Here is a 24,005-nt window from a genome sequence, read left to right as displayed (position 1 = left end):
AACCGCTCGACAAAAGCCGCGAACCGCGATTCACTCCCAGCAACGTCCGATCCTAGATCCATGCTCGCTCTCCACGAGATTGAATCTCTCACCTTACATGAATCGCAGATTTTGTGACACAGTAAGATTAGAGCCAGATTCAAAAGTTCACGCGGTTTTGCAATGTCTTGCGATGCGTCGTGTGAGCATGCGGATGCTGGCGATTTGAGCGAAGCCGGTCGCGCTTTCGATGGATTTCTCCCAGTCCTTTGCGAGGCGGCGGCAGCGTCCGAGCCATGCGAATGTCCGCTCGACCACCCAGCGGCGAGGCAGGACGACGAAGCCCTTGGCCGTGTCGGAGCGCTTGACGATCTCGATGGTCCAGCGGCCGTGGCCGCGCATGGCGTCCTTGAGTTTGTCGCCTGCATAGCCGCCGTCGGCGAAGACGTGGCGCAGCCATGGATGGCGGAACCGGATCGCCCTGAGCAGGTCGGGAGCGCCGTCGCGATCCTGAATATCGGCCCGGTGGACCCGCACGAAGATCAGGAAGCCGAGCGTGTCGGTGATGATGTGGCGCTTGCGCCCTTTGATCTTCTTGCCCGCGTCATATCCGCAAACCCCGCCGCTTTCGGTGGTCTTGACGCTCTGGCTGTCAATGATGCCGGCCGTGGGCTGGGCTTGCTTGCCTTCGATCTCGCGCGCCGCGATCACCAGAAGCTGGTTGATCGTCGCCAGAAGGCCGCTGTCGCGCCAGGCGTAGAAATAGCCACGCACGGTCGAAACCGGCGGAAAGTCGCCCGGCAGCATGCGCCATGGGCAGCCGCTCGAAGCGATGAACAGGATCGCTTCCATGACATCGCGCATGTCCGTCGTGCGGGGGCGCCCACCGCGCCTGGGCGCAGGGATCATCGGCGCGACAACAGCCCATTCGTAGTCGCGCGCCTGATCGAGCCATTGTGCAACCTCGGCGGCCAACGCAGGCTCCGTCGTCTTCATCCGCCCGTAGCTCATGGCCTTATGGCGCGAGGCGTTCGCCTTCAGTTTGGTCCCGTCCACCGCCACGTGCGCGAACTCAACCAGACCGGCCGCCCGGCACAGACGCAGCACCTGCACGAACAGGTCCGACAGGGCCACGAGGTGGCGCTTGCGGAAGTCGGAGATGGTCCGGAAGTCCGGCCGGTTCAGGCCAGTCACCGCCATGACGTCGACCCGCTCCTCGAAGGCGCGGGCGAGCTGACGCGAAGAGTACAGGCCACGGCTGTAGCCATAGAGAAAGCCCCGGCGCATGTCGGTGTAGCCCGTCGCCAGCCAGACCCGCACCCCCGGCGGAACCGGGATCATCGCAGCGTCTCCAGGCCGCGGACAATCCGAAGCAGCGCATCGACATCAACGCGTCCGTCGACGACGATACGCCGCCCGTTCGACGTCACGATCTCGATCCGGCTGCCATCCACCGGCGGCGGGCTCGTCGTCGCCGTCACCTCCGGCACGATCACAGCCGGAATGAAGCCAGCGCTCGAAGCCGGACCAAGCCGCCCGGCACGTGCGGCATCGCGCCAATCGTTCAACTGCGAGCGCGTGATCGCGTACTTGCGCGCCGTCGCCGAGCCCAGTCGCCGACCCGAATAGCTCTCCTCAACGATCCGCAGCTTCGCTTCATCGCTAAAGCGCCGCCGACCGCCCCGTTCAACGATCTCAAGCCGACTAATCGGCGTGCCTGTATAGACGTCCATACAGACACATTCTCACCCCCAAGCATCAATCCTCAAGACGGCCGCCCTCGTAGGGGTACGCTCTATCCGACGGTGCATCACATGCTGACCAATCCGGTCTATGGCGGCGCCTACGCCTTCGGCCGGCGCACGGCGCGCGTGACGATCGAGAACGGCCCGCTTTCAAGCTTCCTCGCGTTCGCGAGCCCTGCGGAAAAGGTCACACGCGCTCGATGATGGTTGCGATGCCCTGTCCAACGCCGATGCACATCGTGCACAGGGCGTAACGCCCGCCGGTTTGCTCGAGTTGGTGGAGGGCGGTGGTGAGGAGCCGGGCGCCGGACATGCCGAGGGGATGGCCCAGCGCAATGGCGCCGCCATTGGGATTCACGTGCTCGGCGTCGTCGGGCAGGCCGAGATCGCGCATGACGGCGAGTGCCTGGGAGGCGAAAGCCTCGTTGAGCTCCACGACGTGGATATCGGCCAGGTTGAGGCCGGTCAGGGCGAGTACCTTACGCGTGGCAGGGACTGGACCGACGCCCATGATGCGCGGGGCCACGCCGGCGGTCGCCATACCGACGATGCGCGCGCGCGGGGTCAGCCCGTGCCGGCGAGCGGCGTCTTCCGAGGCAAGGACTAGGGCGCATGCACCGTCGTTGACCCCGGAGGCGTTACCGGCGGTGACGGTGCCATCCGGCCGCACCACGCCCTTTAGATTGGCCAGTTGCTCGAGGCTGGTCTCCGGGCGCGGATGCTCGTCGGTGTTGACCAGTCTGGGCTCGCCTTTCTTCTGCGGAATGGCGGCGGGCACGATCTCGCCAGCGAAGCGGCCGGAGGCCATGGCCCTGGCGGCGCGTTGCTGGCTGCGCAGCGCGAAGGCATCCTGGTCGGCGCGCGAGATCTGGAAGTCCTGTGCCACGTTCTCCGCTGTCTCCGGCATGGAGTCGACGCCGTGGAGGGCCTTCATGGCCGGGTTGACGAAGCGCCAGCCGATGGTGGTGTCCTCGATCCTGGCCGTCCGTGAGAAGGCGCTGTCGGCTTTGCCCATGACGAAGGGAGCGCGCGACATGCTCTCGACCCCGCCGGCGATCATCAGCGCCGTCTCGCCAGCCTTGATCGCGCGGGCGGCGATGCCGACTGCATCCATGCCCGAGCCGCACAGCCGGTTGACGGTCGAGCCCGGCACGTCGACTGGCAGCTTGGCGAGCAGCGCGGCCATGCGCGCGACATTGCGGTTGTCTTCACCGGCCTGATTGGCGCAACCGAGGATCACGTCCTCGACGGCCCCCCAGTCGACGGTGGCATTGCGCCCCATCAGGGCGGCGATGGGCACTGCGGCAAGATCGTCTGCACGGACCGGCGATAGCGCGCCGCCATAGCGACCCACAGGGGTGCGGATGGCGTCGCAGATGAAGGCTTCTGTCATGTTTTCAGGCCGTCGCCGGCCCCTCCTCAACGGCGCGGGCCGAGCTTCAAAGGATGGACGCGCTGGCGTCCGATTCAGTGTGGAGCTTCAGTCTGGCTGCGACGCGGCGGCGTAGAAGCTGCGAGGCGCGGTAGCGATCGTCGCCATAGGCCGCGTGTAGGGCCTCGAGCACGGACAGGATGCGTGCCGCTCCGACGACATCGGCCCAGGCCAGCGGGCCGCGTGGATAGTTCACGCCAAGCCTCATTGCCCGATCGATATCGCCGGGCGAGGCGACGCCTTGCAGCGCCGCTTCCGCCGCCTCATTGGCGAGCATGGCGAGTGTCCGCAGGACGATGAGGCCCGGCGTGTCGTCGACCAGCGAGACAGCTTTGCCAAGGGTCTGGAAAAGACCGGCAGCCGCAGCTGTTGCCCCGTCCGGAGCCTGGTCGGCTTTGGCGATGGCGACGCGCGATGCGGCTGCATAATCGAGCGCAAGATCGAACAGCACGAGATCGGAGGGCTCGCCGGTGGCGACCCGTGCGGTGGCCGTGCGTCCATCGCTCAAAGCCAAAGTTGCCCCATAGATCCGCATCAGGCCGGCACCCTCTTGCCGGGCGACATGCGCTCCCGCAGCCTGTAGCGCAGCGACGAGCGGTTCGGCCGGGCCGAGCTTTCCCTCGATCACGACGAGTTCGGGGGCGGGCGCGCTCGCGATGGTGGTGGGCGCCGGCTTCGAAGCGTCCGCTCCATAATCGTAGAAGCCGCGCCCGGTTTTACGGCCGAGCCAGCGGGCGGCGACCAGTTCCTGCTGGGCGAGCGAGGGACGGAAGCGGGGATCACCGAAATAGGCGTCGAAGACCGAGCGGGTAACGGCGAAGTTCACATCATGGCCGATGAGGTCCATAAGCTCGAACGGACCCATGCGGAAACCGCCGGCCTCGCGCATCACGGCGTCGATCGTCGCGGCATCGGCGACGCCCTCCTCGAGCAGCCTGAGGCTCTCGGCATAGAAGGGCCGCGCTACCCGGTTGACGATGAAGCCAGGCGTCGAGGTGGCGCGCACGGGCTCTTTGCCCCAGGCGCGCGCGGTCGCATACAGCGTATCGAGGACCAAAGGGCTAGAGGCCAGACCGGAGACGATCTCGACCAGTTTCATCACTGGCGCCGGGTTGAAGAAGTGCAAACCCGCGACACGCTCGGGATGCCTCAGCCCAGCTGCGATCGCCGTCACGGAAAGCGACGAGGTGTTGGTTGCCAGGATAGCATCAGTTGCCAGGACCTCCTCCAGGGCAGAGAACACCTGACGCTTGACATCGAGGCTTTCGACGATCGCCTCGATCACCAGTCGCGCGTCGGCGAGGGCAGCCAGAGCTGGCGCCACGACAAGGCGAGCGGCGATTGCCTCTCGCTCCGTTCCGGTCAACCGCCCTTTGTCCACCTGCCGATCGAGGCCCGCAAGAACCCCTGACCGTCCCTTCTCCGCCGCGCCGTCTTTAGCATCGAACAGCAGCACCGTGTGACCGGCTTGGGCCGCAACCTGCGCAATCCCGGAACCCATTGCTCCAGAACCAATCACCGCGACGAGGCCGGATGGTGCAAGAGCGTTCATGATGCGGTTCCATTCACAGTGATCACGGCTTTGCCGTGGACCTTGCCTTCAGATACGAGATGGAGCGCATCAGCCAGTTCGCCGAAAGCGAATTCGCGCATGATGTATGGCTTCACGGCTCCGGCCCGCCATAGGTCGAACAGTTCCGATTGCACTGCGTGGACGCGCACAGGGGTTCGGTCGCGGTAGTCGCTCCACTGCAGCCCGCTCACCGCGATGTTCTTCACGAGCAGGTAGTTTACCTTAACGGAGGGGATATCGCCGGCTGCAAAGCCGATCACCACCAGTCGGCCGCACCACGCCATCGCGCGCAGCGCCGCTGAGAAGAATTCCGCGCCGAGTGGATCGAGCACCACGTCCACGCCGCGGCCGTCAGTGGCCTTATGCACCTGTGCGCGCAAGCTCTCGCGCAGATCGGGCGCGGATAGGTCGATCACTGCGTCGACGCCCGCCTCGCGCACCACGGCACCCTCTTGTGGGGAGCGTACGCCCGCAAGCACTCTCGCACCGAGGCCCTTGGCGATCTGCACTGCCGCGAGGCCGACGCCGCCCGCCGCGCCCCCGACGAGCACGGTCTCGCCTCTCTTGTACTGACCGCGCTCGACCAGCGCGAAATGCGCGGTCTGGTAGACGAGGCCCATGGCGGCGGCGGCAGTGAACGACATGCCATCGGGCAATTTGTATGTCTGATCGGCCCGGGCGATCGCCTGCTCAGCAAAAGCGCCGTTCTCGACCTGGGCCATCACCCTGTCGCCGGGAGCGAAGTCTGTAACGTTCGGCCCCACCGCCCTGATCACGCCAGCAAAGTCTTTGCCCGGCGTGAACGGACGCGGGGGTAGAACCTGATACTTGCCGGAGATCACAAGCGTATCCGGGAAATTGATGCCGGCCGCCTTGACGTCGACCAACAGCTCGCCCGGGCCGGGCGCTAGATCGGGCAAGATATCAATCCGCATGGATGAGGGAGCGCCGTGCTCCCAGACGCGATAGCTGCGCATGAGCGGTGCCTCTCAGATCGCCAGGAGGGGGTCGGTAGTTTCGCCCAGCGCCGGCGCCACGGCGCGGTTGGAGCTGGAGCGGAAGGCCAGCGCGACCGGTACCGGCAACGCGGGAATCTCGCGCCCACCGGCTTTGAGAGCATGAGCGAAGAGCTTGCGAGCCGCGAAATGTGGATCCATTGCTGCCTCTTTCAGCGTCGCCACAATCGAACAGCAGACATCCTGCCCGGCGAAGGCGGCCTGCCATTGTGCGGCGCTGCGGCTGGCGATGATGGCGGCGATGGCGGCGATGACGGTCTGCGGGTATGCTTCCGCCAGCCGGAGCTCCTCCGGCAGCATGATGATCCGGGCGAAGTTCTCCCAGAATTTATCCTCGAGCGGAGCAGCGGCGAGATAGCGGTCGTCCGCAGTACGATAGATCTGATAGCGCGGCGAGCCGCCGGTCACGAGCTCGGCACCGGATTTCGGCCAGCCGGCTCCGGCGAAGCCGTTGCCGAGACCCCAGTAATTGAAGGTGAATAGATTGTCTGCCATGGCGACATCGAGCATGCAGCCCTGTCCGGTCTGATCGCGCTGACGCAGCGCCAGAAGGATATTGATCATGGCCGGAAAGGCACCGCCGGCGATGTCGGCGGCGAGGATTGGCGGCAAGACTGGCGCACCATCCGGGCCTCCGGTCAGGCCGAGTATTCCGGCCTCCGCCATGTAGTTTAGATCGTGCGCCGCGACGTTCGCCTTCGGACCGGTCTGGCCCCAGCCGGTGATGGCGCAGTAGATCAGCTTCGGATTGAGGCGGCGCAGCGCCTCGTAGCCCAAGCCGAGGCGGTCCATGACGCCGGGGCGGAACTGCTCAAGGAGCACGTCGGCTCGTTGGATCAGAGGTTTCAGGCGTTCCACAGCGTCGGCCGCTTTGAGGTCGATGGCGATCGACTGCTTCCCGCGATTCAGCATGGCAAAATTGACGCTGTCCTGGCCGAGCTTGGGCTCGTAGGACCGCATTTCGTCGCCGCGGTCGGGGCGCTCGATCTTGATGACGCGGGCGCCGGCCTCGGCAAGCATGAGACTCGCCAGCGGACCCGGAAGCAGGGTCGAAAAATCGAGGACGAGGACGCCTTCCAAGGGACGCATGTTAAAGCCCCGCGAATTTGCGTGACTTGGCGACCTGCGCCCGACGAGCCGGCGCATAGGCCGGATCGCCGAGGGCGACGTAGAGCGCCTGCGTCACATCGTGATGGGCGGCGAGGCCCGTCCGCTCCAGAAGTTCGATCGGGCCTTCCGGATAACCGAGGCCCAGCTTCAAGGTTAGGTCCATGTCGCCGGCGGTGGCGAGCCTCGCATCGAGCCTACTCAGTGCGGCATTGTAGTAAGGGCGTACGAGGCGATCGACGATGCGGCCGGGAAAATCGCCGCAGACCGCCGTTTTGAGGCCGTAGCCTTCGAAAAGCTCGCGTGCCGCCGCGACTGCATCGGTCGGCGTTGCTGGTTGGCGAACGATCTCGACCAGATCGGACGGGGCGGCATCGCCCAGCCTGAAGCGGGCGAAGCCGAGTACGACGCTCCCTTCATCTCCGCGCGACTCGCTGGTGTGAACGCCGAGGCATTCGGTGCCGAGCTCGATCAGGATGGCACGATATCCCGTCTTGTCGGCGAGGGCGGCATAGGCCTCTCCCGCACCGACGCCGGCCAGCACCAGGATTTCGCCCTCGGGAGCCGCGCCATCGATGAGTGGATGGGCATCGGGAAACGACCGGCTCGGGCCGGACTTGATGACACGATGGGACATGGCGTCAGGCTCCGAAGATTGCAGCTGTGTCGTAGGAGAGGAATCCGCGTTTCGTCTTGCGGCCGAGACGGCGGGCGGCGACCATCCGGCGCAGCAGCGGCGGGCAGCTGGCGCGTGGTTCGTGCATCACCCCATGCAAGGCCTCGCAGAGCATGACCTGGGTATCGAGGCCGATGAGGTCGAGAAGCTCCATCGGCCCCATGGCGTAGCCGAGCGCCTCCTTGATTGCCTTGTCGATCTCGGCAGGCTCGGCGACGCCCTCTTCGACCAGGCGGATAGCGTCATTGTTGAACGGCACGAGGAAGTAGTTGAGGATGAAGCCCGGCGCGTCCTGCGTCTTGACCGGGCGCTGCCCCATCTCCTCGCAGATATTCCATGCACGCTCGAAGCTGTCTGCCGACGTATTGAGGCCGGGTGACATTTCGACCAGCTTCATGAGCTGCGCGGGCAGGCAGAAGTGCATGCCGACGAACCGGTCGTCACGGCCGGACTTCGCGGCGATCTCGGTGATCGAGAGAGTCGAGGTGTTGGAGGCGAAGAGCGTATCCGGGCCGCAGATGGCATCGAGCGCCGTAAACAGCCGGCCCTTGACCTCGAGTTCCTCGAAGATGGCTTCGATCACCAGGCCGCAGGGCGCCATGGCCTTGATGTCGCCAGTGGCTTTGACCCGCGACATGATCTCGTCGACCTGATCCTGGGTCAGCTTGCCGCGCTGGACCGACTTGGCGAAGAACGCCTTCATTTGAGCGGTCGCGTTTTCGGCGCGCGCTTGGTCGACGTCATAGATGATGGTCGGGAATCCGGCGCGTGCGGCGACGATGGCGATGCCGGTGCCCATGGTGCCGGAACCGGCGACGCCGATGGTGATCTTGCTTGTCATGTCCGTCTCTCAGCGCTCGATGAAACTGCGGCCGATCAGTTGGCGGTGGATTTGGTTGGTGCCTTCCCAGATCTGCGTGATCTTGGCGTCGCGCATCAGCCGCTCGACTTTGTACTCCTTGACGTAGCCGTAGCCGCCATGGAGCTGGACTGCTTCCGTGGTCATCCGCATCGCGAGGTCGGAGGCCCGCATCTTGAGGATGGACGCCTCGATGCCGATGTCGGTGACGCCGGCATCAACCAATCGGCCGACATGCATCAACCAGGCGTCGCAGAGGGCCAACTCGCTGGCGAGCTCGGCCAGGAGAAACTGGATGCCCTGGAACTCGATGATCTTCTTGCCCGACTGCTTGCGCCCGTTGATGTAGGAGGTCGCTTCCTCGAACGCGGCGTGGGCGATGCCGAGAGCATGGGCGCCGACCGAAGGTCGCGACTTGTTGAGGGAGGCAAGCAGCAGCTTCAGCCCTTCGCCCGGGCCGCGCAGCAGGTTCGCCTTCGGCACCCGGCAATTGTCGAAGGACAGCGTCGCCGTCGAGGAGGCGCGATGGCCCATCTTGTCCTCGAGGCGCGCGACTGAGAGGCCGGCCGTGCCCTTCTCCAGCACCAGGCAGGAGATCGCGGCTTTCGGATCGGCCGTCTCCGACCACTTGCCGAAGATTATGTAAAGATCGGCAACGTCACCATTGGTGATGAAGGTCTTGGAGCCGTCGACGATGATCTCGTCGCCATCCGGTGTGAATTTGGTCCGCATGCCGGTCGCATCCGATCCGGCATCAGGCTCGGTGATGACGAGGGCGGCGAGCGCCCCGTCCGCGACACGCGGGAGGAGGCGCTGTTTCTGCTCTTCCGAGCCGAAGTCGATCAGCGGCTTCACGGCGTGGAAGTTGGTCGCCCAGATGATGCCGGTAGAGGCGCAGGCGGCCGAGATCTCCCGCACGCAGGCGAGGTAGGCGAGATAGCTGAGCCCAGCCCCGCCATAGGCTTCCGGCACGAACATTGCGTTCAAACCGAGGGCATTGATGCCCTTGACGTTTTCCCAAGGGAAATCGCCTGTCTCGTCATGATGGGCGGCGAGCGGGGCTATCTCGTTCCGAGCGAAGTCGCGCACGCTCTTGAGCAAAATAGCCTCGTCGTCGGACAGGCCGAGTTGGTCGTCGAGGCGAGATATGACGGTCATGGGGGCGCGTCCTCAGTGGGCAATGCCCTGACCGCCATCGAGATAGATGGTCTCGCCGGTCAGGAAGGGAATGTTCTCCTCGAACAGGCAGGCGATGAGCCGTGCCACCTCGTCCGCCTTCGCCGGGCCGCCCACAGGAATGCGGGAGGCGAGGAAGGCGCGGGTCTTTTCCGACGCCAGGAAGTCCTTGTTGAGGTCGGTCTCGATATAGCCGGGAGCCACCGTCATCACACGAATGCCCTTGCCGGCCCATTCGACGGCGAGGCACCGGGTGATGGCCGCTACAGCGGCTTTGGAGGCGCAGTAGGCCGTGTTGTGCCGGACGCCGAGCTTGTCGAAGAACGAGCCGATGTTGACGATGAGTCCGCCGCCGGCTGCCACGAGATGCGGATACGCCTTTTGGGAGACGCCGAAGGTAGCCGTCGCGTTCGTCATCATGACCTCGTCGAATTCGGCGATGGGTTGGACCTCCGACGGCCGAGTGATGTGTATGCCCGCATTGTTGACGACGCCGTGGATCGAGCCGACCTCGTTGGCGAAGGCCTGGAGCGCATCGATGATCGTCGCCCCGTCGATCACATCGCCCGTCAGGAGCACGAGACGTTCCCTCAAATCGCCGGGTATTTCGATGCCCTCGGGCCCGGTACCCCGACGAGACAGGCAGCCGACGCGATGACCCCGACGTGCGAGCTCCAGCGCCATGACGGCACCGATGCCCCGGCTGGCGCCCGTTAGAAAGATATTCCGCAAAGTCATCTCATCGGTCCTGGAAGAGGGGCTTGCGCTTCTCGACGAAGGCGGCGAGCCCTTCCGCCGCGTCCTCGGTTCGATAGGCAAGCGTCGAGAGATCGGCCTCGATGCGCAGGCCCTGGGCTATGGGTGTATCCATTGACCGCTGCACGGCAGCGCGAGCGAAGGCGAGGGCCGGTAGGCCGTAGCCCGTGAACTCAGCTGCCAGCGCCTTGGCCGCCTCCCTCACGTCACCTTCGGCGAGGCGATGGACTAGGCCGATGGCGAGCGCCTCCTCCGCACTGACCGTGCGGCCGGTGAGGATCATGTCCAAGGCGCGTGCCTCCCCGATCAGACGGGGTAGGCGCTGGGTGCCGCCATAACCCGGGATGAGGCCGAGCTTGATTTCCGGAAGTCCCATCTTGGCCTTCGGCGAAGCGATCCTGAAGGTGCAGGCTGTGGCCAGTTCGAGGCCACCGCCGAAGGCGTAGCCATTGATGGCGGCGATGGACGGTACCTTGAAGGTATCGAGCTTGGCGAAGACCTGCTGGCCGAGTTCCGCTCCAGCCCGCTCCTCCATGAGATTGCGCCCGATGAGCTCCTTGATGTCCGCGCCGGCACAGAAGGCCTTCTCGCCAGCGCCGGTGAAGATCAGGGCGCGGATGTCCCATCCCGCGGCTTCGTCGATAGCCGCACCGATCTCGCGGATGATGGCGAAGGACAGCGCGTTGAGCGCCTCCGGCCGGTTGAGGGTGATGAGCGCGAGCGCGCCCTCGCGCACGAGGTCCACCATGTCAGGCTCCTTTGGCCATGAGCGGATCGGCCAGGGCCTTGAAGCGCACGGGCTGCGGCACCAATGCTCCGGAGCGCACCTGTTCCACCATCTCGCGCTTCAGCACTTTGCCGCTGGCGGTGAGGGGGAAGGCGTCGAGTTGGAGGAAGTATTCGGGCATGTCGTATTTGGAGAGGCCCGCTTCGTAGAGATGCGCCAGCATCTCCTCGGCGGCTATGGTGGCCCCTTCTTTGGCGATGACCGCGAGGCATACCTTTTCGCCAAGGCGATCGTCGCGCACCGGGAAGGCCGCGACCTTGAAGGCGACAGGATGGCGAATGGCGAGATCTTCGATCTGCGAAGGGTAGATGTTGTGCCCGCCGCGGATGATGAGATCCTTCGAGCGCCCTACGATCTCGAGATTGCCGTGCGCGTCGAGGCGGCCGAGGTCGCCGGACATGAACCAGCCATGAGCGTTGAAAGAGCGTTCAGTCGCCAGCTGGTTCCCGAAATATCCGAGCATGAGGCAGGCGCCGCGCCCGCCTATCTCGCCAATTTCGCCTGGAGCCGCCTCGATGTCGGGCGCGTCGGCCCCCCAGATCCTCACCTCATAGGCGTCGCAGGCCTTGCCGCAGGTGCGCACCATGGTGTCCATGTCGTCGCCCGGCAGCGTATACTGATGCGAGCCGTTTTCGGTCATGCCGTAGATGTTCTGCGGCGTGATGCCGTAGTCGAGGAAACGGCGCGCCACTTCCATCGGAATGGCGGAGCCTGCCATGTAGAAGGTCTTCACGGCCCCGATCGTGGCGAGTCCCCGCTGCTGCACCTCGCCGAGGATGTCGATCGCATGGGTCGGCACGCCCATGACGTAGGTCGCGCCCGTTTCGATGATGCGGTCAAGGGGGCTCGTCCCTTTGGGAATGTCGTTGAGGACGAGCTCGCAACCCGCCGCCAGCATCTGCTCCAGCGCCACGGTGGCGATGTGGTGGCTCAGGGGGCTGAGGGAGTAGATGACCGCGTCGAAGCCGAGGCTCCAGTCCCGGACCATGGCGCGGCCGTTGGCGAGCAGTGTATTGTCGGAATGCATCACGCCCTTGGGCTGGCCAGTCGTGCCCGAGGTGAAAGCGAGATAGGTGACCTTGTCGGGATTGTTGGCCGGAGGCTGCGCCGGAGTCGCAGCGTCGGACGCAGGAAACACGGACACGCCCGGGGGGATGCCCGCATCGGACGACGGCAACGCATAGAGCCGTCGCATGCCCGACAAGCCCCCCGCTGCCGCGAAGATGTCGTTGGCGTCGGCATCGGCCCCATAGCCTGGCTGGGCCACCAGTGCCGCGGCGCCGCAGCGCTCCATGAGCGTCGCAATCTCGTCCACGGTATGGTTCTGATGCAGCGACGGCGCACATACGAAGCCCGACCTCGAACAGGCCAGGAAGACGACCGTAGCCTCCATCCGGTTCGGCAGCCACACGCCCACGCGATCGCCGGGGCGCAAGCCGGCATCGCTCAGACTCGCGGCCATCGCATCGGCCCAACGGACCAATTGCGCCCAGGTGAGACGGCGCGATCCATCGCGGAGGGCAAAGTCGTCGGGCCTGGCCGCGCCATGCGCTGCGGCGAGCCCGTATAAGGTCTCGTCCCGCCACAGGCCAGCGCCATAATAGGCGCGAGCCGTGCCCGGGTCGTGAAGTGTGAGAAGCGTCGGTTGCATCGTGCGTCCGCTCTCACCTGCCGAATTTCGCCGGATCCGGCTTGCGGCGCTGGGCGAAGGAGTCCGCCAGTTCATGAGATTCGTCAGTGTCGAGATAGCCGCGCAGCAGCAGGTCGTGCGCCATACGCGCGAGCCCGCCGACGCCGCTATGGCGCGCGCTGAAGGCTGTCTTCAGCGAAGCGATGGCGAACGGCCCTCGATCGGCGAGGGTGAGCGCCATCTCGCGCGTCGCCTCGGCCAGTTTGTCGTCAGGCACAACCTTGTTGATCAGGCCATAGCTGATAGCCTGCTGCGCGGTGAGCTTCTCGTTGAGATACCAGATCTCCTTGGCTCGGCGTTTGCCGACAAGATCCTCCAGGAACCAGGTGCCGTAGCCGGCGTCGAAGGACCCCACCATGGGCCCCACCTGCCGGAATATGGCGCTCTCCTTGGCGATGGCCAGATCGCAGACCATCTGCAGAACATTGCCGCCGCCGACGGCGAAGCCGTTCACCGACGCTATCACCGGCTTCTGCAGGCGCTCGATCGCGTCGTACATTTCGAGGGTCGGCAGGACGCCGGCGTAGAGGTTCGTCTTCTCGAGCCCGTCCTTGCGACCGCCTGTGCAAAAGAATTTGTCGCCGGCGCCGGTGATGACGAGAACACGCGTGCGCGTCTCGTTGCGGATTGTCTCGATGCAGTCGCGCAATTCGCGGCACATCGTGGCATTGAACATGTTGCCGTCGTCGGGGCGGTTCAACGTGAGCGTGCCGATCGGACCGTCCTCGTGGTAAAGAATCGTCTCATAGGGCATGAGGGCTAGTTCCTTCCTAGAAATTGGATTGAATTCGATTAGATGACTTTGCTTGTCAGCAATGCATTGATCGAATCATCGTCATAGCCAAGAAGTCCACGTAGAACTTCTTCACTGTGCTGGCCGAGCCGGGGTGGGGGTAAGAAATACCCTGCTGCTTCACCATCGACATGGACGCCGAGGCTAACTTGAGGCACGTCATGACCATCCCGAGGTATGCGAAAGAACGCCCCGCGGTCGCGGAAATGAGGATCGCTGACCACTTCGTCGACGCGGTAGATGGGGCCGGCCGGCACTTTGGCAGCTGCAAAGCGTTCGAGCCATTCGGCGCGTGGACGCCGCGCCAGGATGGCCTGAATCTGTCCTACGATCTGCGCCCGGTTGGCCCTACGGTCGGAATTGGTGGCTACATGAGCGCCGTCGGCGCTTTGCGGTTCACCCACAGCTTCCCAGAAACGCCGCCAGATCCCGTCATTGCCTATGCCGAGCGTCATGGGCAGGTCGGCCGTGTCGAAGGTCTGGTAGATGGCGATGACGCTGTCTTTGCCGCCGCTGCGCCGGGGCACCTCACCGGATCCGAGATATGGTACGATCCTGGGCGACATGAACCGGATCATGCTCTCCGTGAGCGTGATGTCGATCGCGCAACCTTCGCCTGTGGCTGTGCGTCGGTGCAGTGCTGCGAGCACAGCAAGAGCAGCGTCAGTGCCGGCCAACATGTCGGCGGCGGGGGAGCCTACCTTCTGCGCTTCGGCATCGAAAGATCCGGTTAGGTCCATCACACTCGAATAGCCTTCGGCGATCAGGTCGTAGCAAGCCCGGGCCGCATAGGGTCCATCGAGACCGAAGCCAGTCAGTGACACGTGGATCAAACCTCGTCGGTCGGCTCGGACGGTCTCGGCATCGAGGCCAAGCTTCTTCTGAACTCCGACGAGTTGATTGGTAATGAACACATCTGCCGTGTCGAGCAGTTCCGACAGGACCTTTCGGCCTTTCGAATCTGAAAAGTCGAGGCAGATGCTCTTTTTGTTGCGATTGACAGAGAGAAACCAGAGCGATTCCTTGTCGAGAAATGGCGGCCCCCAATGCCGAGCATCGTCGCCGGTCGGACGCTCGACCTTGATGACTTCGGCGCCGAAATCGGCGAGGAGCATCGTGGCATAAGGGCCGGCGATAGACGTGGTCAGGTCCACCACGCGCACGTCGCGCAGCATCCGGAAATTTTCGGAACTGCGACCTAGGGGCAGATCCGAAGCAGGCAGCTTGGCAGATGGCGGGTTGGCTATGTTCATCGCTGGTATCCGTTTTCTGCCCCAGAACAGCAAGCGATGTGCCAGGCCACGTAAGATCATGAATTTCCACAATCTTTAGGCTTGCGCAGGCATTGTCTATGTTGTTAGATGTTCTTATTGAGGACACTCTTTGAAGGGTAGTGTCCTCCAACAGAACATAAGAGAGCGGGATGGCTGTGCCTCTGAATATTGTCCTCATCGACGACGCCGGCAATCTTGCCTTCGCCTCACGATCGGCGCGCGCCTCTGGCCTTGCCGACGCTGTGCTGAACCATATGAAGGGTTCGGGGCGCGGCAAACGGATTTCCGCGCTAGAACTTGGCGGGGTGCATTATGTGGTGGTGACGGGTACGACGACCGACAAGATGACGGCGGCTATCGTCCATCACGAAGACAAGTCGTCCACATTGGTAGACTTCATCGTGAGCGTGGATATCGCTTTCGACATCCTGAACCACTTCCTCACCAATCCTCACGAAGGGATCACAGTGGTCGATCGCAATTCGATCTTGCGCTATCTCAGCCCTATACACGAGCGCTTCTTTGGCTACGCGGGTGGCGATGCGATCGGCCGGCCGGTGCAGGAAGTTATCGAGAATACACGCCTGCATGTGGTGGTGAAAACCGGGAATGCCGAGATCGGTCAGGTCCAGGAAATGCGGGATGTAACGCGGGTGGTCAACCGCGTGCCGATCCTGCGCGACGGCGAGGTCGTCGGTGCTATCGGCAGAGTCATGTTCAAGACGCCGGAGGAAGTGCATGAGTTGTCGCGCCAAATTTCCTCGCTGCGGGCGGAGGTCGACTATTACAAGAAGGAACTCGTCGGCCTGCGCCACCGCACCTACGGGCTCGATGAGATCGTCGGAGAGAGCGACGCGATTCGCCGGCTCAAGGAGGAAATCCGCAAGGTCGCCCCCCTCGACGTGCCGGTCTTCATTTCGGGCGAAAGCGGTTCGGGCAAGGAATTGGTGGCGCACGCCCTCCACAATCTGAGCCGCCGTCACGAGCGACCGATGGTGGTAGTTAATTGCGGAGCACTGCCGGCCACTCTCGTGGAAAGCGAACTATTCGGCTACGAGTCCGGCGCCTTCACGGGCGCGCGGAAGGAGGGGCGGAGCGGCAAATTCGAGATGGCCGATCGGTCCAGCATGTTTCTCGACGAGATCGGCGACATGCCCATGGAGACGCAGGTGAAGCTCCTGCGGGTCATCGAGAACGGTGTGTTTGAGCGGGTCGGAAGCAACCGCACCCGGACCACAAATTTCCGCCTTATCAGCGCAACCAACCGCGACCTTCGCCGAATGATTGCCGAGGAGGCGTTCCGAGTAGATCTGTATTTCCGCATCAACGGCGTCACGCTCCACGTGCCAGCGTTGCGGGAGCGCGCCTCTGACATTCCGCTCCTGGTCCGTCATTTTTTGCAGCGGGTGGGCCAGCGTATCGGATCCAATGTCAGGAGGATCCATCCCAAGGCTCTCGAGATGTTGCAGAGCCTGTCTTGGCCTGGGAACGTGCGCCAGCTTCATCACGAAGTGCAGCGGGCGATGATCTTCACCGACGGCACCGAACTGACTCTCGCGAGCTTCCGCAGTCTGGAGGAGATGCCAGACCACGCGCTTGCCTCGCGGGCAGCAAGCACCGCGACCACCATCCGCGAAACTGTAGGCAACGTAGAGCATGCGTTGATCCGCGAGGCATTGGAGCGGCACAAAGGGAACAAGAAGCGGGTGGCTGAGGAACTCGGCATCTCGCGATCCTACCTCTACAAGAAACTCGCCGAGCTTTCCTCCCGCTCCTGAGCGGGAGGGTTAAACCGGCAGCCCTCAGCCCTTTTTGACGAATGGGCAGGCGGATTCGGCGAGTGGCTTGAAAGCTTGCTCGCCGGGAATGATGCGCAGGATCTTCATCAAGTCCCATTCGTTCTTGGATTCCGCCGGAGTCTTGGCCTCGGCCAGATACATGTCATGGACCATTCGTCCGTCGGGGCGGATGACGCCGTTCTTCGCAAAGAAGTCATTGACGGGATTGGCCTTCATCCATCCGGAGACCTTCTCCGCGTCCTCCGAGTCAACCGCCTGAACGGCCTTTAGATAGTGCATGGTTGCAGAATACGCCCCGGCCTGCACCATTGAGGGCTGCGCTTTGGTTCGGCCAAAATACTTCTTCGCGAATGCACGGCTCTCATCGTCGCGATCCCAGTAGAAGCCGGTTGTGAATTTCATGCCCTGGGCCACTGGCAAACCCAGCGCTTTCACGTCCGTGATGAACACCAGCATTGCGGCAAGGCTCTGGCCGGCCTGAGTGATGCCGAATTCACTCGCTTGCTTCACCGAATTCACGAAGTCGCCGCCGGCATTGGCAAGTCCAATCACCTGCGCCTTGGAGGACTGCGCCTGCAGAAGGAAGGAAGAGAAATCCGTGGTGGCAAGCGGTGCACGCACGTTGCCGAGAACCTTTCCGCCCTCTGCTAGCACCACGCGGCTGGTATCGGCCTCCAACGCGTGCCCGAAGGCATAATCCGCGGTGATGAAGAACCAATTCTTTCCGCCTTGCTTTACGATTGCAGACCCAGTGCCGGTGGCGAGAGCGTAGGTGTCGTAGACATAGTGGATCCCGTAAGGCATGCAGCCGTTGTTTGTCAGAGCGGTCGTAGCCGAACCCGCCCCGATGATGACCCGCTTCTTCTCCTCTCCCAGCCGAAACAGAGCTAGAGCGGAGGCGCTGTCGGTGGATTCGATGATCATGTCGACTTTGTCGGCGTCGAACCACCGGCGTGCGAGGCCGGAGGTGATGTCCACCTTGTTCTGGTAGTCGGCTGACAGAACCTCGATCGGGCGACCGTTCACCAGTCCGCCGAAGTCCTCGGCCGCCATCTTAACTGCTTCAACCACGCCAGGCCCGCCGTGAAGCGAATACACTCCCGTCATGTCAACAAGCGCCCCGATTTTAACCTTTCCGTCAGTGGCGTTCTGCGCGGATGCGGGAATCGCGCTATATAGCGCGACGGTAGCCAGCGCGGTAGCGGCGAAATCGGCGAAGCGAGAATAGAAAGTCCTCAAGGCGTCCTCCTGTCGTGTTTTGGCCGGCAAACATTCAGAATGGATTTGCCGGGATTCGATCTACGGCGGCGGCAGCAGCAAGGGGGATGCCAAGGTTAAATATATGATTCCATTGATTTTTAAGTGTCCTTTCCGAAGACAGGTGTAGTCAGTGAGGCCACAGGCGATTTATTGGGGAAATGCACAAAGCGAAAGCGACGCAACGTATAATGACGGCGAAACGAGCCGGAGAAACCAGAACGAACGCTTGACCTCAACGACCCCAATCAGAGACCGTTTGAGAATGGGTTGAGGCGGGCGCTGCGGCGTGATTCACTGCTGCACTTGGGACACGTGACCGCGTTAGTCGTCGGAATGAGCCCTTCGAGAAGTCGTATGCGGTGTTCTCAGGCCACGGCCTTGAGCGGCGGTGTGGCGTAAGCCCATGGCAGCAGATCGTCGATCTGGCTCTGGGGATGGCCAGCGACAATGCGGGCGATGACGTCGACGAGGTAGGCTTGCGGATCGACGCCGTTGAGCTTGCAGGTCTCCACGAGCGAGGCGACGACGGCCCAATGCTCGGCGCCGCCGTCTGATCCGGCAAAGAGTGCATTCTTGCGGTTATGCAGATCTCTGCATAACCGCAAGAATGCGCACCACGTGATTATGCGCAGCTCGCCGAGGGAAGCGCCGCATTTCCTGCGGCTGAGCCGAGCGAGGGCGGCCGCTCATACGGCTCCGTTCTGAACATAATCCTGATCTCCTCCCGGGCTCGTTCAGCCTGACAGGAGGTCAACATGTCCCAGGAGATCGTCGTCCAGCCGCAGCCCCGGGCTTGGCTGGAGGACAGCGTTCTTCAGCCCTACGCTTCGCGGTACGGTGCGCACCTGCGCCGTGGGCGGTATGCCCCGAGCACCCAGCGTGTCTATTTGTGCTGCGTTGCGCACTTCGCCCATTGGCTGACCGGGGAACGGTGCGGCCTGAGCGCGGTCGGCGAAGCCGTCGTCGCCCGCTTCCTGTCGGAGCATCTGCCGGCGTGCGGCTGTCCCTATCCGGTCCGTCGGTTGCGCCACGAGTTGCGAGCCGCGCTCGCCCAGCTGTTGGAGGTGCTGAGGGCTGATGGCGTAGGAGCGCTGGATCCCGCCTTGGACACAGCCGTTGCGCAGGAGTTGGCGCGCTTTGACGCCCACATGCGTGATGTCTGGGGCCTTGCAGACACCACCCGCCGTCGGCGCGGTCGAGTCGTGTGCGAGTTTCTGCTCGCCCATTTCGGCGACCAGCCGATCACGCTGTCGAAGATCAGCGGCGCGTCTGTCCGGCGCTTCGTTCTCGGTGAGGATGGGCGTCGCGCTGGCTCCATCTGCGTGATCGGCGGCGCCATCGCCTGCTACCTTCGGTTCCGCAGCATGTCCGGCGACCGGGTCAGCGAACTGGCGGCCGCCATCCCGCGGGCGGCCCACTGGCGATTGGCGTCCTTGCCGGAGGTTCTCACCGACGCTGAGATCGACGAACTGCTGCGATCATTCGATCAACCCTTTCCGTCGCGCCGGCGAGCCTATGCGATGACGCGTCGATCTTGGCCTGCGATGCAGCGAGGTCGTCAGCCTGCGCCTCGAAGACATCAACTGGGCCGACGGGACGATCAGCCTTATCGGAACCAAGGGGAGGCGCGCCGATGTCCTCCCCTTGGCTGACGAGGAGAAGCTTGGCGTGCAGCCACGGCTCCAGCGCTTCGACGATGGGGCGGCTTCGGGCCTGGCGGGCGTCGCGCCGCTCCTCGGCGGTGTGTCCGCGGATATCGCTCTCGATGCGGTAGAGTTCGGCGATGCGCAGGAGCGCTTCCGAAGCGATGGGCGCCGGACCTCCCTGCGCGAGATCCTCGAGGCCGTGTCGGATCGTGCGGTCGAGGCAGCGCTGCTGGCTGCTGACATCGCGGCCCAGGCCGGCGCCGAGACGGGCCGCGTCATCGAGCGCGAGCTGGAGGCGGCGCGGTACGAGGTGGGAATCGCCGCTAGACGTCACGAACTGGTGGACCCGGCAAAGCGCCATGTGGCGCGCGAGCTTGAGGCGCGCTGGAACACGGCGCTTGAGCGCGTGGTGGCGCTGGAGCAACGGCTCGCCGAACGGAACCGCGCCGTCTATGCGGCGCCAGCGGTCGATCGGGATGCGCTTTTGGCCCTCGCCAGGGATCTGCCGACGGTGTGGAATGCGCCCGCGACGGACGCTCGCATCAAGCAGCGCCTGGTCCACGTGCTCGTTCGGGAGATCATCATTAGTCTGGACGAGGCCGCGAACGAGGCGGTGCTGGTGGTGCATTGGTCCGGCGGACGCCACACCGAGCTTAGGGTCGCGCGTGTTCGAACGGGACGCTATCAGCCCGAACGTACTGCAGATGCGGCGGCGGTGATGCGCAAGCTGGCCGGCCGCTGGCCTGATCGCGAGCTTGCCGTGACGTTGAACCGCATGCGCTGCCGTGCGCCCGACGGCGGCACCTGGACCACGGTGCGCGCCAGAGAGCTGCGCGAGCGGCTCGGCATCGCACCGTTCGACGTCGCGGCCGCCGCCACGACGATCAGCGTCGACGCCACCGCGCAGCGCTTGGGCATCTGCGTCCTCTCGGTGCATCGTCTGATCCGCGAAGGCATCCTTCCCGCGACGCAGATCATGCCGGCGGCACCATGGCAGGTGCCGGTCGAAGCACTCGCCACCGAGGCCGTGCAGATAGGCGTACGGGGCGTGATCGCCAGACGTCCAAGAAATATCGAGCTATTACAATGGACTGACCTGCCGCAGCTGCCCGGCTTCTAAAGGAGACGACGCACAATGAAACGAGATCGGCTCGGCGGCCACGGAAGACGAACAGGTGGCCGGAGAACGGGTCCTGCTGCAGCGCCTGCTGCGCCAATGCGGCCAGGCCGTCGAAACCCTTGCGCATATCGGTCGGGCCCATGGCGAGATAGACTCGCATCCCGGCGGGGATCGCGATCATCGCCGGTCCAGCACGTCGAGCACCCGCCGCAGCGCGTCCGCGTCGACATCGCGATTGACCCGCAGCCCGCGGCCAGAACCGAGCGCGATCTCGATGATGCCGAGCGACCGACGGCTCCGGCGCGTGGGCTCGGCAAAGGCGGCCTCGGACATCGGTGTGGGCGCGACGTCGGTCACGACAGGAGCCAGTTCGACCGGCAGCAGAAGCGGCGCCGGGCTGCCCCCGCCCAACTGCCCCAGCTTCGCCTGACGACGCCATGTGAAAACCAGGCTCGCCGCCACGCCATTACGCCGCGCGACATCTGTCACCGTCACGCCAGCCGCGCAACTCTCCTCGACGATCCGGACCTTGTCCTCATAGTGCCAGCGCCGCCGCCGCTCGATCGCGCCCAGAACCTCCACCCGAACCATCGCCATGACCTTAAAGCTAGACTTAAGGTCACACCGTTCGGGAAATGCCGCCCACCGCGCAAGGCGGCCGAGACCGGACGGTTACGCCCGAAGTGCCAGGGGCCGGCCCGCGAGGCCTGGCTCGACGAGCGGCAGAAGGACCTCCTGCCGCCCCTACTTCCACGTCGTGTTCACCGTGCCGGCCGCGGTCGGGGCGGTCGCCTTCCAGAACAAGGCCGTCGTCTACGCCATTCTGTTCGAAGCCGCGCTATGGACCTTGAAGACCATCGCCGCCGATCGGCGGCATTTGGGCGGCGAGATCGGTGGCATCGCCATCCTGCACAGCTGGGGGCAGGCGCTCACGCACCATCCCCACATCCATTGCCTCATTCCCGGAGGCGCATTGGCGCAAGACGGCCGCTGGATTGCCTGCCGCCCGAACTTCTTCCTGCCTATCCATGTCCTCTCGCGCCTGTTCCGCCGTCGGTTCATCGAGCGGCTTGTCCAGGCGCATGACGCGGGCGAGCTCTCCTTCTTCGAGGATCTCCTCGCGCTGAACGGGCCCGAGGCCTTCGCCGGCATGATAGCCGAGCAACGGCGGATCAACATCGTCTATCCGGTTTCGCCGATCGCGCCGCGCCGGGCTTGATCCATTTCCTCGGTATAGCGTCTTAAAGCATGGGCTTCCGTGAGAATACCGAGGACATTTCCTGTCTTAGGGCTGTCGATGACAGCGAGCGCCTCGCTTTCCGAGCGCTCGAATATGGCAATAGCTTGTTTGACGTTGAGATCTGGCGTTAGCACGACATCATTCAGAACGAGCAAACCGGCCAAGCCTTCGTCCTTGAGGCGGCTGCCAACATCCGGAGCGTGCGCTTCAGCCACCATCACGACGCCAGCGTAGCGCCCAGCGTCGTCGATGACGATCACGCGCGTGGCGGAACCAAGCGGAAACTGTCGCTGGAATTCCGCTAGGGTGAGGTCAGAACGAACGGTGCGCGCGCCTGCACGCATCATGCGCCCGACGGTCAGGCTGCGGATCCAGCCGACATCATGCGCACTGCGGATCGTCTCGCCCCGCAGATGCAGCCGCCAAGTCGAGAAGGAGTAGCCGAAAAGCTCGCGGACCGTCATGGAGGCGATGATCGAGGCAGCGAGCGCGACGCCGGTCAGGCTAAGATCGCCTGTCGTCTCAAGCACCAAAAAGGTCATCGTCAAGGGGCCGCCGACGATTGCCACGGCCAAAGCCGACATGCCGATGAGCGCGCTCGCCAACGGATCGAGCCCAGCACCCGGCCACAGCACCAGTACCGATTGCGCCGCAATCTTGCCCAACAGTGCTCCCAGAAATAGCGAGGCGAAAAACAGGCCGCCGCGAAACCCCGAGCCGAGAGACACTGCCGATGCTAGGGCCTTGAGTCCGAAGGTCACTGCCAGGATGCCTAGCGGCATGCCGTATTTGAGTTCGACGTGCAGCGCCCCGTGACCACCCGAAAGGACTTGGCGGGTTGCGAGTGCGAGCAATCCCAAAATCAGTCCGCCAATCACGGGGCGGACGAAAACTGGCAAGGGGCTGCGTTGGAACAGCATCTCGATGAAGCCGACGAGGCGCATAACGCCGATGCCGATTAACCCGCACGCGAACCCAATGCCGAGGAAACAGGGGTAGTCTGCGATGCGAATATCGGCGATGGCACCGATCTCTAGTGGCACGTTAACGCCACCAAGCAGCCCCGTGATCAAATGCGCGGCCACTGCAGCGGTGAAGACCGGCGCCATCGTCGCTATAGCATAGGATCCGATGATCAGTTCGAAAGCGTAGAAGGCGCCCGTGATCGGGGCGTTGAAGGCTGCGGCTATTGCAGCGGCGGTGCCGCAGCCGACAAGCGTGCGCATGTCCTGCCGGCGCAAGCGGAAGGCCGTTCCGACCCTCGATCCCAGCGCGCCACCCACTTGGGTATAGGCTGCCTCCAGCCCGACCGAACCTCCAATGCCATTGGAGAATATCGTCTGCAGGGCAACAACGATACTGTCGCGCACTGACATGCGCCCGCCATGCAACGCGTTGGCCTCGATCGGATCGACGATGAGACGATTGCGCCAGCGGCCCAGCGCGTAAATGGCGAGGCCCAACAATAGCCCGCCGACGGCCGGCACGGCATAGCTCGGCGGCGGGATGTATGTCGTGGCGCTGAGCGAAGCCTCCAGATCGACGCCGTATAGGCCAAGGTGCATCGCCTTCGCCAACAAGCTCATCGCCAAGACGAGCACGCCCGTCGTGGCACCGATCAGCATCGCCAGGAGAGTGAGATAAATTTCGCTTCCGCGAACACGGGAACGAATCCATTCGCGGAGCCGCGACGCTTCTGCGGCCTCTGCTATCCGCTGTGCCAGGGCGGCGGTGCGCCGGTCCTGAGTGCTCTCCGCAACTTTGCGCGCGGTCGCGGTAACCCGCTCGGTTGCTTCCTTGCGCCTCTTCGGCAGCGATAGTGTCATGATGAGTATTTGCCGAGCCCGTCAGGCCTCGACCATTGTCGGCGGGTAAGCCAACGAGAAATTGAAATATTTTATTACTGCGCCCGGATCCGTCCGGTGAGCTGAGTTTAGCCGGCAGCGCTAGTCTTACTGTGTCACAAAATCTGCGATTCATGTAAGGTGAGAGATTCAATCTCGTGGAGAGCGAGCATGGATCTAGGATCGGACGTTGCTGGGAGTGAATCGCGGTTCGCGGCTTTTGTCGAGCGGTT

22 protein-coding genes and 4 pseudogenes are annotated in these 24,005 nt (G+C 63.8%); 4 read left to right on the top strand and 22 right to left on the bottom strand.

The genetic code is table 11. The annotated features are described in order from the left end of the window. Positions 1-147: 147 nt before the first annotated feature. The 3 genes and pseudogenes from AE618_RS14000 to tnpA (AE618_RS13995) form a co-directional block, all read right to left on the bottom strand. The gene (locus AE618_RS14000) at positions 148-975 is read right to left on the bottom strand and encodes an IS5 family transposase (RefSeq protein WP_054209698.1); all 828 of its coding nucleotides are present in this window, start codon (positions 973-975) and stop codon (positions 148-150) included. 120 nt (positions 976-1,095) lie between these two features. Continuing rightward, a pseudogene (locus AE618_RS28835) lies at positions 1,096-1,266 on the bottom strand (transposase); the annotation flags it as partial. 50 nt (positions 1,267-1,316) lie between these two features. Further along, the gene (gene tnpA / locus AE618_RS13995; RefSeq protein WP_054209694.1) at positions 1,317-1,712 is read right to left on the bottom strand and encodes an IS66-like element accessory protein TnpA; all 396 of its coding nucleotides are present in this window, start codon (positions 1,710-1,712) and stop codon (positions 1,317-1,319) included. Between the two features lie 81 nt (positions 1,713-1,793). Between tnpA (AE618_RS13995) and AE618_RS29060 the strand changes: the two genes are divergently transcribed. Further along, positions 1,794-1,928, top strand: coding sequence for a hypothetical protein (locus AE618_RS29060; protein WP_282568513.1), 135 nt, complete (start codon positions 1,794-1,796; stop codon positions 1,926-1,928). Here AE618_RS29060 and pcaF read toward each other — a convergent pair. The 12 genes from pcaF to AE618_RS13935 are packed head-to-tail and all read right to left on the bottom strand — an operon-like array spanning position 1,912 to position 14,842. Then, a complete protein-coding gene (gene pcaF, locus AE618_RS13990) occupies positions 1,912-3,117 on the bottom strand; it encodes a 3-oxoadipyl-CoA thiolase (protein WP_054209693.1) in 1,206 nt (401 codons plus the stop codon). The genes AE618_RS29060 and pcaF overlap by 17 nt on opposite strands. A 46-nt stretch (positions 3,118-3,163) precedes the next feature. Then, the gene (paaH, locus tag AE618_RS13985; RefSeq protein ID WP_054209692.1) at positions 3,164-4,708 is read right to left on the bottom strand and encodes a 3-hydroxyacyl-CoA dehydrogenase PaaH; all 1,545 of its coding nucleotides are present in this window, start codon (positions 4,706-4,708) and stop codon (positions 3,164-3,166) included. Then, a complete protein-coding gene (locus AE618_RS13980; RefSeq protein ID WP_054209691.1) occupies positions 4,705-5,706 on the bottom strand; it encodes an NADPH:quinone oxidoreductase family protein in 1,002 nt (333 codons plus the stop codon). Before AE618_RS13980 ends, paaH begins: the two co-directional genes overlap by 4 nt. 12 nt (positions 5,707-5,718) lie before the next feature. Further along, a complete protein-coding gene (locus AE618_RS13975) occupies positions 5,719-6,834 on the bottom strand; it encodes a CaiB/BaiF CoA transferase family protein (protein ID WP_054209690.1) in 1,116 nt (371 codons plus the stop codon). Position 6,835: 1 nt separating this feature from the next. Then, a complete protein-coding gene (locus AE618_RS13970; RefSeq protein WP_054209689.1) occupies positions 6,836-7,489 on the bottom strand; it encodes a 3-hydroxyacyl-CoA dehydrogenase family protein in 654 nt (217 codons plus the stop codon). Between the two features lie 4 nt (positions 7,490-7,493). Next, entirely contained in the window at positions 7,494-8,369 is an 876-nt protein-coding gene (locus tag AE618_RS13965; protein WP_054209688.1) for a 3-hydroxyacyl-CoA dehydrogenase family protein, read from the bottom strand. 9 nt (positions 8,370-8,378) lie between these two features. Then, positions 8,379-9,545, bottom strand: a complete 1,167-nt coding sequence (locus AE618_RS13960) for an acyl-CoA dehydrogenase family protein (RefSeq protein WP_054209687.1) — start codon at positions 9,543-9,545, stop codon at positions 8,379-8,381. Between the two features lie 12 nt (positions 9,546-9,557). Next, complete coding sequence (locus AE618_RS13955; protein WP_054209686.1) at positions 9,558-10,301, bottom strand: SDR family NAD(P)-dependent oxidoreductase; 744 nt, start codon at positions 10,299-10,301, stop codon at positions 9,558-9,560. A 1-nt stretch (position 10,302) separates the two neighbouring features. After that, positions 10,303-11,067, bottom strand: a complete 765-nt coding sequence (locus tag AE618_RS13950; RefSeq protein WP_054209685.1) for an enoyl-CoA hydratase/isomerase family protein — start codon at positions 11,065-11,067, stop codon at positions 10,303-10,305. Position 11,068: 1 nt separating this feature from the next. After that, positions 11,069-12,757, bottom strand: coding sequence for a class I adenylate-forming enzyme family protein (locus AE618_RS13945; RefSeq protein ID WP_054209684.1), 1,689 nt, complete (start codon positions 12,755-12,757; stop codon positions 11,069-11,071). Positions 12,758-12,770: 13 nt separating this feature from the next. After that, positions 12,771-13,550, bottom strand: a complete 780-nt coding sequence (locus AE618_RS13940) for an enoyl-CoA hydratase-related protein (protein ID WP_054209683.1) — start codon at positions 13,548-13,550, stop codon at positions 12,771-12,773. A gap of 38 nt (positions 13,551-13,588) precedes the next feature. Next, positions 13,589-14,842 (bottom strand): CaiB/BaiF CoA transferase family protein, encoded by a 1,254-nt coding sequence (locus AE618_RS13935; RefSeq protein WP_054209682.1) that lies wholly within the window; start codon positions 14,840-14,842, stop codon positions 13,589-13,591. Positions 14,843-15,012: 170 nt separating this feature from the next. Between AE618_RS13935 and AE618_RS13930 the strand changes: the two genes are divergently transcribed. Further along, entirely contained in the window at positions 15,013-16,641 is a 1,629-nt protein-coding gene (locus AE618_RS13930) for a sigma-54 interaction domain-containing protein (protein ID WP_054209681.1), read from the top strand. Positions 16,642-16,665: 24 nt separating this feature from the next. Here the strand turns inward: AE618_RS13930 and AE618_RS13925 are convergent, their stop codons facing one another. Together AE618_RS13925 and AE618_RS13920 are read right to left on the bottom strand one after the other, a co-directional pair. Further along, entirely contained in the window at positions 16,666-17,901 is a 1,236-nt protein-coding gene (locus AE618_RS13925) for an ABC transporter substrate-binding protein (protein WP_054209680.1), read from the bottom strand. 386 nt (positions 17,902-18,287) lie between these two features. Further along, a pseudogene (locus AE618_RS13920) lies at positions 18,288-18,500 on the bottom strand (transposase domain-containing protein); the annotation flags it as partial. A 177-nt stretch (positions 18,501-18,677) separates the two neighbouring features. Between AE618_RS13920 and AE618_RS28510 the strand changes: the two are divergent. After that, on the top strand, positions 18,678-19,574 hold the full coding sequence (locus tag AE618_RS28510) for a hypothetical protein (RefSeq protein ID WP_054209679.1): 897 nt from the start codon (positions 18,678-18,680) through the stop codon (positions 19,572-19,574). Here AE618_RS28510 and AE618_RS27385 read toward each other — a convergent pair. The 4 genes and pseudogenes from AE618_RS27385 to tnpA (AE618_RS13905) form a co-directional block, all read right to left on the bottom strand. Continuing rightward, a pseudogene (locus AE618_RS27385) lies at positions 19,567-19,758 on the bottom strand (IS66 family transposase); the annotation flags it as partial. The gene AE618_RS28510 and the pseudogene AE618_RS27385 overlap by 8 nt on opposite strands. A gap of 494 nt (positions 19,759-20,252) precedes the next feature. Continuing rightward, positions 20,253-20,486, bottom strand: a complete 234-nt coding sequence (locus AE618_RS27380; protein WP_082365262.1) for a hypothetical protein — start codon at positions 20,484-20,486, stop codon at positions 20,253-20,255. A gap of 56 nt (positions 20,487-20,542) precedes the next feature. Beyond that, positions 20,543-20,848: an IS66 family insertion sequence element accessory protein TnpB gene (gene tnpB / locus AE618_RS29265; RefSeq protein WP_432704501.1), complete on the bottom strand. Its 306-nt coding sequence runs from the start codon at positions 20,846-20,848 to the stop codon at positions 20,543-20,545. 17 nt (positions 20,849-20,865) lie between these two features. Next, the gene (tnpA, locus tag AE618_RS13905; RefSeq protein ID WP_082365261.1) at positions 20,866-21,285 is read right to left on the bottom strand and encodes an IS66-like element accessory protein TnpA; all 420 of its coding nucleotides are present in this window, start codon (positions 21,283-21,285) and stop codon (positions 20,866-20,868) included. Positions 21,286-21,366: 81 nt separating this feature from the next. Here tnpA (AE618_RS13905) and AE618_RS13900 point away from each other — a divergent pair. Continuing rightward, positions 21,367-21,892, top strand: a pseudogene (locus AE618_RS13900) (IS91 family transposase); the annotation flags it as partial. Here AE618_RS13900 and AE618_RS13895 read toward each other — a convergent pair. Continuing rightward, positions 21,871-23,754, bottom strand: coding sequence for a chloride channel protein (locus tag AE618_RS13895; protein WP_082365259.1), 1,884 nt, complete (start codon positions 23,752-23,754; stop codon positions 21,871-21,873). The pseudogene AE618_RS13900 and the gene AE618_RS13895 sit on opposite strands and share 22 nt — an antisense overlap. Positions 23,755-24,005 lie beyond the last annotated feature (251 nt).

This window comes from Allobosea vaviloviae (genome assembly GCF_001298265.1).
Classification (GTDB): domain Bacteria; phylum Pseudomonadota; class Alphaproteobacteria; order Rhizobiales; family Beijerinckiaceae; genus Allobosea; species Allobosea vaviloviae_B.
Note: the sequence above shows the minus strand (reverse complement) of the source record. Positions and strands in the feature narration are given on the sequence as shown.

What these genes read in the sequence shown, in the direction of transcription:
- tnpA (WP_082365261.1), bottom strand. Translation starts at nt 21,285, where the DNA reads ATGGCGATGGTTCGGGTGGAGGTTCTGGGCGCGATCGAGCGGCGGCGG.
- AE618_RS13965 (WP_054209688.1), bottom strand. Translation starts at nt 8,369, where the DNA reads ATGACAAGCAAGATCACCATCGGCGTCGCCGGTTCCGGCACCATGGGC.
- AE618_RS13950 (WP_054209685.1), bottom strand. Translation starts at nt 11,067, where the DNA reads ATGGTGGACCTCGTGCGCGAGGGCGCGCTCGCGCTCATCACCCTCAAC.
- AE618_RS28510 (WP_054209679.1), top strand. Translation starts at nt 18,678, where the DNA reads ATGTCCCAGGAGATCGTCGTCCAGCCGCAGCCCCGGGCTTGGCTGGAG.
- AE618_RS13975 (WP_054209690.1), bottom strand. Translation starts at nt 6,834, where the DNA reads ATGCGTCCCTTGGAAGGCGTCCTCGTCCTCGATTTTTCGACCCTGCTT.
- AE618_RS14000 (WP_054209698.1), bottom strand. Translation starts at nt 975, where the DNA reads ATGAAGACGACGGAGCCTGCGTTGGCCGCCGAGGTTGCACAATGGCTC.
- AE618_RS13940 (WP_054209683.1), bottom strand. Translation starts at nt 13,550, where the DNA reads ATGCCCTATGAGACGATTCTTTACCACGAGGACGGTCCGATCGGCACG.
- AE618_RS13980 (WP_054209691.1), bottom strand. Translation starts at nt 5,706, where the DNA reads ATGCGCAGCTATCGCGTCTGGGAGCACGGCGCTCCCTCATCCATGCGG.
- AE618_RS13930 (WP_054209681.1), top strand. Translation starts at nt 15,013, where the DNA reads ATGGCTGTGCCTCTGAATATTGTCCTCATCGACGACGCCGGCAATCTT.
- AE618_RS13970 (WP_054209689.1), bottom strand. Translation starts at nt 7,489, where the DNA reads ATGTCCCATCGTGTCATCAAGTCCGGCCCGAGCCGGTCGTTTCCCGAT.
- paaH (WP_054209692.1), bottom strand. Translation starts at nt 4,708, where the DNA reads ATGAACGCTCTTGCACCATCCGGCCTCGTCGCGGTGATTGGTTCTGGA.
- pcaF (WP_054209693.1), bottom strand. Translation starts at nt 3,117, where the DNA reads ATGACAGAAGCCTTCATCTGCGACGCCATCCGCACCCCTGTGGGTCGC.
- AE618_RS13945 (WP_054209684.1), bottom strand. Translation starts at nt 12,757, where the DNA reads ATGCAACCGACGCTTCTCACACTTCACGACCCGGGCACGGCTCGCGCC.
- AE618_RS27380 (WP_082365262.1), bottom strand. Translation starts at nt 20,486, where the DNA reads ATGCCCAAGCGCTGCGCGGTGGCGTCGACGCTGATCGTCGTGGCGGCG.
- tnpA (WP_054209694.1), bottom strand. Translation starts at nt 1,712, where the DNA reads ATGGACGTCTATACAGGCACGCCGATTAGTCGGCTTGAGATCGTTGAA.
- AE618_RS29060 (WP_282568513.1), top strand. Translation starts at nt 1,794, where the DNA reads ATGCTGACCAATCCGGTCTATGGCGGCGCCTACGCCTTCGGCCGGCGC.
- AE618_RS13935 (WP_054209682.1), bottom strand. Translation starts at nt 14,842, where the DNA reads ATGAACATAGCCAACCCGCCATCTGCCAAGCTGCCTGCTTCGGATCTG.
- AE618_RS13895 (WP_082365259.1), bottom strand. Translation starts at nt 23,754, where the DNA reads ATGACACTATCGCTGCCGAAGAGGCGCAAGGAAGCAACCGAGCGGGTT.
- tnpB (WP_432704501.1), bottom strand. Translation starts at nt 20,848, where the DNA reads ATGCGAGTCTATCTCGCCATGGGCCCGACCGATATGCGCAAGGGTTTC.
- AE618_RS13960 (WP_054209687.1), bottom strand. Translation starts at nt 9,545, where the DNA reads ATGACCGTCATATCTCGCCTCGACGACCAACTCGGCCTGTCCGACGAC.
- AE618_RS13955 (WP_054209686.1), bottom strand. Translation starts at nt 10,301, where the DNA reads ATGACTTTGCGGAATATCTTTCTAACGGGCGCCAGCCGGGGCATCGGT.